At 69.7% G+C, this 7,225-nt stretch carries 7 protein-coding genes; all 7 read left to right on the top strand.

Annotated features, from left to right (window positions below):
* Positions 1-16 precede the first annotated feature (16 nt).
* On the top strand, positions 17-1,405 hold the full coding sequence (locus VK923_19610; GenBank protein HSJ46887.1) for an FAD-dependent oxidoreductase: 1,389 nt from the start codon (positions 17-19) through the stop codon (positions 1,403-1,405).
* Positions 1,406-1,445: 40 nt separating this feature from the next.
* The gene (gene speB, locus VK923_19615; protein HSJ46888.1) at positions 1,446-2,435 is read left to right on the top strand and encodes an agmatinase; all 990 of its coding nucleotides are present in this window, start codon (positions 1,446-1,448) and stop codon (positions 2,433-2,435) included.
* Between the two features lie 171 nt (positions 2,436-2,606).
* Positions 2,607-3,800, top strand: a complete 1,194-nt coding sequence (locus VK923_19620; protein ID HSJ46889.1) for a c-type cytochrome — start codon at positions 2,607-2,609, stop codon at positions 3,798-3,800.
* 79 nt (positions 3,801-3,879) lie between these two features.
* Positions 3,880-5,829: a cytochrome c oxidase subunit I gene (gene ctaD, locus VK923_19625; protein ID HSJ46890.1), complete on the top strand. Its 1,950-nt coding sequence runs from the start codon at positions 3,880-3,882 to the stop codon at positions 5,827-5,829.
* A gap of 2 nt (positions 5,830-5,831) precedes the next feature.
* Positions 5,832-6,491, top strand: coding sequence for a heme-copper oxidase subunit III (locus tag VK923_19630; GenBank protein HSJ46891.1), 660 nt, complete (start codon positions 5,832-5,834; stop codon positions 6,489-6,491).
* Positions 6,492-6,516: 25 nt separating this feature from the next.
* Positions 6,517-6,834 (top strand): cytochrome C oxidase subunit IV family protein, encoded by a 318-nt coding sequence (locus VK923_19635; protein ID HSJ46892.1) that lies wholly within the window; start codon positions 6,517-6,519, stop codon positions 6,832-6,834.
* 40 nt (positions 6,835-6,874) lie between these two features.
* A partial coding sequence (locus VK923_19640; GenBank protein HSJ46893.1) for a hypothetical protein occupies positions 6,875-7,225 on the top strand: 351 nt, incomplete at its 3' end.

Here is a 7,225-nt window from a genome sequence, read left to right on the forward strand (position 1 = left end):
GTACGCTGCGGCGCACATGCGCTACTCCGACGTCAGCTTCTGGCTCGCCACCGCCGGCGACCTGCGCCCGCGGGCCGCCCTGCGCGGCGTGCACGACGTCGACGTCGCGATCGTCGGCGCCGGCTTCAGCGGGCTGTGGACGGCGTGGTACCTGGCGCAGCGCGACCCCGACGTGCGCGTCGCCGTGTGCGACGCCGAGATCGCCGGCTTCGGCGCGTCGGGACGCAACGGCGCGTGGTGCTCGGCTGGCATCGGCCTCACAGCGGAAGGCCTCGCCACGCGGTACGACGCCGCCACGGCGCGGGCCGTGATCACCGCGATGCGCGACACCGTCGACGAGGTCGGGCGGGTGTGCGAGTCGGCCGGCATCGACGCCGGCTACCGCAAGGGAGGCATGCTGCGCATCGCCCGGGGTGCCCATGAGGTCGCCGCCATGCGGTCCTCCGCCGCCACCTACCACGCGCTCGAGCTCGATGACGACCTCGTGCAGCTCGACGCCGACGCGCTGGCGGACCGGGTGCACGTGGCCGACGCGCGGGGTGCCCTGTTCGACCCGCACTGCGCGACCGTCCACCCCGGTCGCCTCGTCCGCGGCCTCGCCACCGCGGTCGAGCGGCAGGGCGTGGACGTGTTCGAGCGCTCCCGCGTCACCCGGATCGACGCCGCTCCGCACCCCGGCGGCCGCGCGATGGTGCACACCCGCCGTGGCCGGCTGCGCGCCCGCGCGGTGGTCGTGGCGACGGAGGCGTGGACGTCCCGGCTGCCCGGGCACAGGCGAACCCTGCTGCCCATCTACTCGCTGATCGTGCTGACGGAGCCGCTGAGCGAGCGGCAGTGGAAGGAGGTCGGCTGGGAGGGGCACGAGTGCCTGTCCTCGCACCGGCTGACCGTGGACTACCTGTCGCGGACACCGGACGGGCGGATCCTGTTCGGCGGCCGTGGGGCGCCTTACCACTTCGGCTCCCGGATCGGCGCGCGGTTCGACCGCCACGGCGCCACGCACGGCCTGTTGCGCCGCACGCTCGGCTCGTGGTTCCCGGCCCTGGCCGACATCGCGATCACGCACCAGTGGGGCGGTCCCCTTGGCATGCCACGCGACTGGCTTCCCAACTTCACGTACGACCGGGCCACCGGGCTCGCGGGCGCGTGGGGCTACACCGGCCAGGGCGTGGCCGCCAGCAACCTCGCGGGACGGACGCTGACCGACCTGCTGACCGGCCAGCCCAGCACGCTGACGTCGCTGCCCATGGCCGGGCACCGCTCCCGTCGGTGGGAGCCCGAGCCGCTGCGCTGGCTGGGTGCCCGCTACGTCCAGCGGGCGCTGACGCGGCTGGACCAGCGGGCGGAGCGCAGCGGCCGCGCCTCGACCGGCCGCAGCCTCGCCGAACGCCTCATGCGGCACTGAACAGCGCGGCGTCGACGCCATCCGACCACGGAGGTCCGCGATGAACGACCACGAGCCGTTCGCCCATGGGCGTGCGCCCTACCACGCCCACGCCCCCTTCGCGGGCGTGCCGGCCACCGCCCTCGACGACGTGGCGCCGGGCATGGTCGTGATCCTGGGCGCTCCGTTCGACTGGGGCGCCACCCACCGTCCGGGCGCGCGGTTCGGCCCCAAGGCCATCCGCGAGGGCGACTACCTCGACATGGACGGCGAGCGCCCGCACCTGACGGCACGCGTCGAGCCCCTCCGTGCGCTGCCGGTGGTCGACGCCGGCGACGTGGCGCTCGTGCCGGGCTACAGCGAGCTGTCGCTCGCCCGCATCGAGGACGTCGTGGGTGGAATCAGGCGCGCGGGTGGTGTACCGGTGGTGCTCGGCGGGGACCACACCATCACCTTCCCGAGTGCCAAGGCGGTCGCCGAGGTGGTCGGCGCGGGTGATGTCGCGCTCGTCCACTTCGACGCCCACGCCGACACCGCCGAGTCGCACCACGACCAGCTGTACGGTCACGGGACCCCGATGCGACGCCTCATCGAGTCCGGCGCGGTGCCGGGCAGGCGGTTCGTCCAGATCGGGCTCCGAGGCTACTGGCCGCCGCCCGAGACGGTCGGGTGGATGCGCGAGCAGCGGATGCGCAGCTTCTTCATGGCCGACATCACCCGCCGCGGACTCGATGACGTCGTGGACGAGGCCGTCGCGGCCGCACTCGGCGACGGGGCACGGGGCGTGTACATCTCGGTCGACATCGATGTGGTCGACCCGGGCATGGCACCCGGCACCGGCACCCCGGAGCCCGGCGGCATCAGCGCGCGAGAGCTGCTCGACACCGTGCAGCGCCTGGGTCGCGAGCTCGACGTCGTGGGCGCGGACCTCGTGGAGGTCGCGCCACACTACGACCAGCCGGCCGACATCACGGCACGGCTGGCCAACCGGGTCATCCTGGAGCTGCTGACGGGCATGGCGCTGCGCCGCGGGGCGGCCACGAATCGGTAGGCGACCTCGGAGGACCGCCGGGGCACCCGGGTTGGGGCTCGGTCGGTCGCATGTCACACTAGCGGCACCGTCGTCGCTGCCGGGACTCGGGCATGAGCCACGAGCGACGTCGTACACTGCCTCGCTGGCCCGTCCGGCGGACAGCGACAGGAAACCAGAGAGGACGCGTCAGTGTCGCAGCGCCACCTGCGTAGGTACACCGACCCGAGGTCCGCCCGACGCACCACTGTGGCCGGGGACGCACAGAGCGGCGCCCTCGAACGGCTCCGGATCGCGCGGCGGCGGTGGTCGGCGTGGACGCTCGTGCTGGGAGTGCTGATCGCCGGGTGCGCGACGAACGACCTGCCCCAGAGCGCACTCGACCCGGCAGGTCCCGTCGCAGCGAGCCAGGACCGCCTGTGGGACCTCGTGTTCTGGATCGCCGTCGGCGTGTTCGTCATCGTGCAGGGCCTGATCCTGCTGGCCGTCTTCCGGTACCGCGAACGAGGCGGCGACGACATCCCGAAGCAGGTCGCCGGCAACACGCGCCTCGAGCTGATGTGGACCGTCATCCCGGCGCTGATCCTGATCGGCATCGCCATCCCTACTGTCCGCACGATCTTCGAGCTCGCCCGTGACCCTGGTGACCAGGCACTGGACGTCCGCGTCGTCGGCAAGCAGTACTGGTGGGAGTTCGAGTACCTCGGCGACGAGGGCCAGGGCGTCGTCACCGCCAACGAGCTGCACATCCCGACCGGCCGGGCGATCGCGCTCGACATGCAGTCGCTGTCTGCGACCCAGCCCGACCCCGGCGTCGAGGAGAACCCCGAGCTCGGCCAGCCGGTCAGTGACGGCGTGATCCACAGCTTCTGGGTGCCGCGCCTGGCGGGCAAGCAGGACGTCGTGCCGGGCCACATCCGCCGCATGACGATCGAGGCCGACGAGCCCGGGACCTACCCGGGCCAGTGTGCCGAGTTCTGCGGCCTGAGCCACGCCCGCATGCGCTTCCGGGTCATCGCCCACGAGCCAGCCGAGTTCGAGCAGTGGCTGGCCGACCAGGCCCAGCCGGCCGGTGCGGCGTCCGGCGGGCTCGCCGCCGAGGGACAGGAGCTGTTCCAGTCCCAGCAGTGCATCACATGCCACGCCATCGACGGGTATGAGGCCGCCGCGGGCTCCGCGGCCGAGGTGCGGATCGGTCCGAACCTGACCCACTTCGCGAGCCGCAACACGTTCGCCGGCGGGATCTTCGACGTCGAGGACCCCGAGCAGCTCGCCGCCTGGCTCCGCGACCCCCAGGAGGTCAAGCCCGGGTCGCAGATGCCGAACCTGGGGCTGTCCCCCGACCAGATCGAAGCTCTGAGCGCCTACCTGTACACCCTGGAGTAGCAGACATGGATGACACGCGTGCCGCGCGTCAGCCGCAGGACCGCCGGACCGGACCGAGCGCAGCGGGAGGGTGCACGTCATGACCGCCGTTCCAGCCGACGCATCGGCACCCGGCCCCAAGATCCTGCGTCGTCCGGAGGCGACCACGGGCCTGTGGAGCTGGGTGACCACGACCGATCACAAGAAGATCGGGATCATGTACTTCATCGCGACGATGTTCTTCTTCATCGTCGCGGGCGTCGAGGCGCTGGCGATCCGCATCCAGCTCGCGGTCCCCAACAACGACTTCCTCACGCCGGACGTGTACAACCAGATCTACACCATGCACGGCGTGACCATGGTGTTCTTCGTCGGCATCCCATTGGGCGCCACGTTCTTCAACTACATCATGCCCCTGCAGATCGGGGCGAGGGACGTCGCGTTCCCGCGCCTGAACGCGTTCAGCTTCTGGGTGTTCTGCGCGGCGGGCATCTTCATGTACTCCGGCCTGATCCTGGGCGGCCTGCCCGATGGCGGCTGGTTCAACTACGCACCGCTGTCGACGACGGTGGGGCCCGACGTCTCCGGCTACACCACCGGCGGCGGCTCGGCGGAGCTGGCGACCCAGGTCCACATGGGCCGCATGCTGATGTACTCGGTCGGCCTGCAGATCGCGGGCATCGCGTCACTGGCGTCGGCGATCAACTTCATCGTCACGATCCTGAACATGCGCGCGCCCGGCATGACCCTGATGCGCCTGCCGGTGTTCGTGTGGATGACGCTCGTCACGGCGTTCCTGCTGCTGTTCGCCCTGCCGGTCATCGGCATCGCGCTGTGGCAGCTGATGTTCGAGGTGCGCTTCGGGGCGAACTTCTTCACCCCCTCCGCCGGCGGTGACCCCATCCTGTGGGAGCACATGTTCTGGCTGTTCGGCCATCCTGAGGTCTACATCCTGGTCCTGCCCGCGTTCGGGATCCTCTCGGAGATCATCCCGACGTTCTCGCGCAAGCCGATCTTCGGCTATACCGCGATGGTCTTCGCCGGCGTCGCGATCGGCTTCCTCGGCTGGGGCGTGTGGGCGCACCACATGTTCGCCGCCGGCATGGGACCCGTCGCGAACACGGCGTTCTCGCTGACCACGATGTTCATCGCGGTACCGACCGGCGTGAAGATCTTCAACTGGATCGGGACGATGTGGGGCGGAAAGCTGCGCCTCGCGACGCCGATGCTGTTCGCGATCGGCACCGTCGCCATGTTCACGATCGGCGGTCTGTCGGGCGTCACGCACTCGGTCGTGCCGTCCAACTACCAGCAGACCGACACCTACTACGTCGTCGCGCACTTCCATTACGTGCTGTTCGGTGGTCTGGTGTTCGGCGCCATCGGCGGCTTCTACTACTGGTACCCCAAGGTCACCGGACGCCTCATGAACGAGACGCTCGGCAAGATCAACTTCTGGACGCTGCTGATCGGCTTCAACATCACGTTCGGCCTGATGCACTTCCTGGGCCTGTGGGGCATGCCACGGCGCATCGACACGTATTACGCGGGCTTCGGCTGGGAGACGCTCAACCTGGTCATCACCGGCGGTGCGTTCCTCATCGCGGGCTCGGTGCTGCTGCTCGTCATCAACATCGTCGTGTCGTTGCGGCGCGGCGAGGTCGCCGGCGACGACCCCTGGGACGCGCGGACCGTCGAGTGGATGACCACCTCGCCTCCGGCACACTACAACTTCCGCGAGATCCCGCAGATCAGCGTGCGCGACGAGTTGTGGCACCGCAAGCACGCGGTGTCCGAGAGCGGCGACTACGTACGCGTGCCCGCCGGCGGCTCGGGTGATGTCGTCGTCCGGGAGGACGAGGACGCCGACATCCACATGCCGGACCCGTCGTACTTCCCGGCGCTGTCCGCGGTCGGCCTGCCGATCATGGGCTGGGCGCTGTTCGCCGGGGGCATGACCATGGTGGTCATGCTCGCCGTCGGCGCGCTCATCACTGTCGGCGCACTGTTCGCGTGGGCGTTCGAGCCGAGCGCCGAGGAAGGTCACTAGGCATGGCAGACACGGCCTCAGGAAGCGCCAGCGGTAGGCCATCGAGCGTGACCACCGCCGAAGCGAGCACCGAGTCGCACGCCACGAGCCTCGGGCTGTCGAACGAGAAGTTGGGCATGTGGACCCTGCTGGGGTCGGAGTGCCTGTTCTTCGGGGCCCTGATCTCGGCCTACCTCGTGTACTACGGTCGCTACAACGGCGTCCCCGAGGTCTCTCCCGCGCTGTATGACATCCCGTTCACGTCGGTCAGCACCTTCGTCCTGCTGATGTCGTCCCTCGGGATGGTCCTGGCGCTCGCGGCGATCCAGCGCGGCGACGACCGCGGCTTCCGGATCTGGATCCTGGCCACCGCGATGATGGGCACGGTCTTCCTGTCCGGACAGATCTACGAGTTCACGGTCTTCGTCAACGAGGGCATGCGGCTCGACACCAGCCCGTTCTCCTCGTCGTTCTACGTGCTCACCGGCTTCCACGGCATGCACGTCACGGTCGGCGTGCTGATGCTGATCACCCTGTGGGCGCGGTCGATGACGGGCAGGCTGACCCAGGCGAACTCCGAGACCGTCGAGAACATCGGCCTGTACTGGCACTTCGTGGACATCGTGTGGATCGTTATCTTCACGGCGATCTACCTGATCCCGTGGGAGCAGGCAACGCTGTAGCACCCCCGAGAGGAGCAGCACGGACGTGTCCGACACCGACGACCAAGAGCACGCGAGCCATCCCGACGCCTCGCAGTACATCGTCATTGGGATCATCCTGGCCGTGTTCACGGCGATCGAAGTGGCGATCTCGTTCGCGGCCGTGCCCGGTCACCTTGCGATACCGTCGCTCATCTTCCTGACGGTCCTGAAGTTCGCGCTGGTCGTCCTGTGGTTCATGCACCTGCGCTTCGACAGTGGCTGGTTCCGGCGCCTGTTCCTGTTCGGGCTCGTCATCGCGCTGGCCGTGTACGCAGCGACGATCAGCCTGATGCTGTACGCGGGTGGCAACCAACCCGCCTGACCGACCGCCCCCGCCACCCAGGTTCGATCGAAAGAGCACAATGCGCGACGACCTACGCGAACGCTTCTTCACCCCGTTCGTGCTGCCGCTGACGATCATCGGCGTTATGCTGGTGGTCGGCATCAGCCTGTCGCGCGTCCTGCTGGCGGTGTCCGAATACGGGGCGGCGTTCGTCGCTCTCCTGGCCGCGGGCTACATCCTGGCGATGGCCTTCTTGGTCGAGGCCCGCACGCGGATCACCGCCCGCGCGCTCGGCGTCGCCCTGGCGATCGGGCTCATCGGCCTGATGGGCGCAGGCGCGGTCGCGGCCGCGGCGGGCATGCGCCCCTTGGAGGAGCACGGCGGCGAGGCCGCCGAAGGCGGCGAAGGTGGCGCGGCCGGTGGCGGCGAG

The sequence above is a fragment of the Euzebyales bacterium genome (genome assembly GCA_035461305.1).
GTDB lineage: Bacteria > Actinomycetota > Nitriliruptoria > Euzebyales > JAHELV01 > JAHELV01.

Excerpts from the sequence above, each read along its gene's own strand:
- VK923_19610 (HSJ46887.1), top strand. The coding sequence starts at position 17 with ATGCGCTACTCCGACGTCAGCTTCTGGCTCGCCACCGCCGGCGACCTG.
- speB (HSJ46888.1), top strand. The coding sequence starts at position 1,446 with ATGAACGACCACGAGCCGTTCGCCCATGGGCGTGCGCCCTACCACGCC.
- ctaD (HSJ46890.1), top strand. The coding sequence starts at position 3,880 with ATGACCGCCGTTCCAGCCGACGCATCGGCACCCGGCCCCAAGATCCTG.
- VK923_19630 (HSJ46891.1), top strand. The coding sequence starts at position 5,832 with ATGGCAGACACGGCCTCAGGAAGCGCCAGCGGTAGGCCATCGAGCGTG.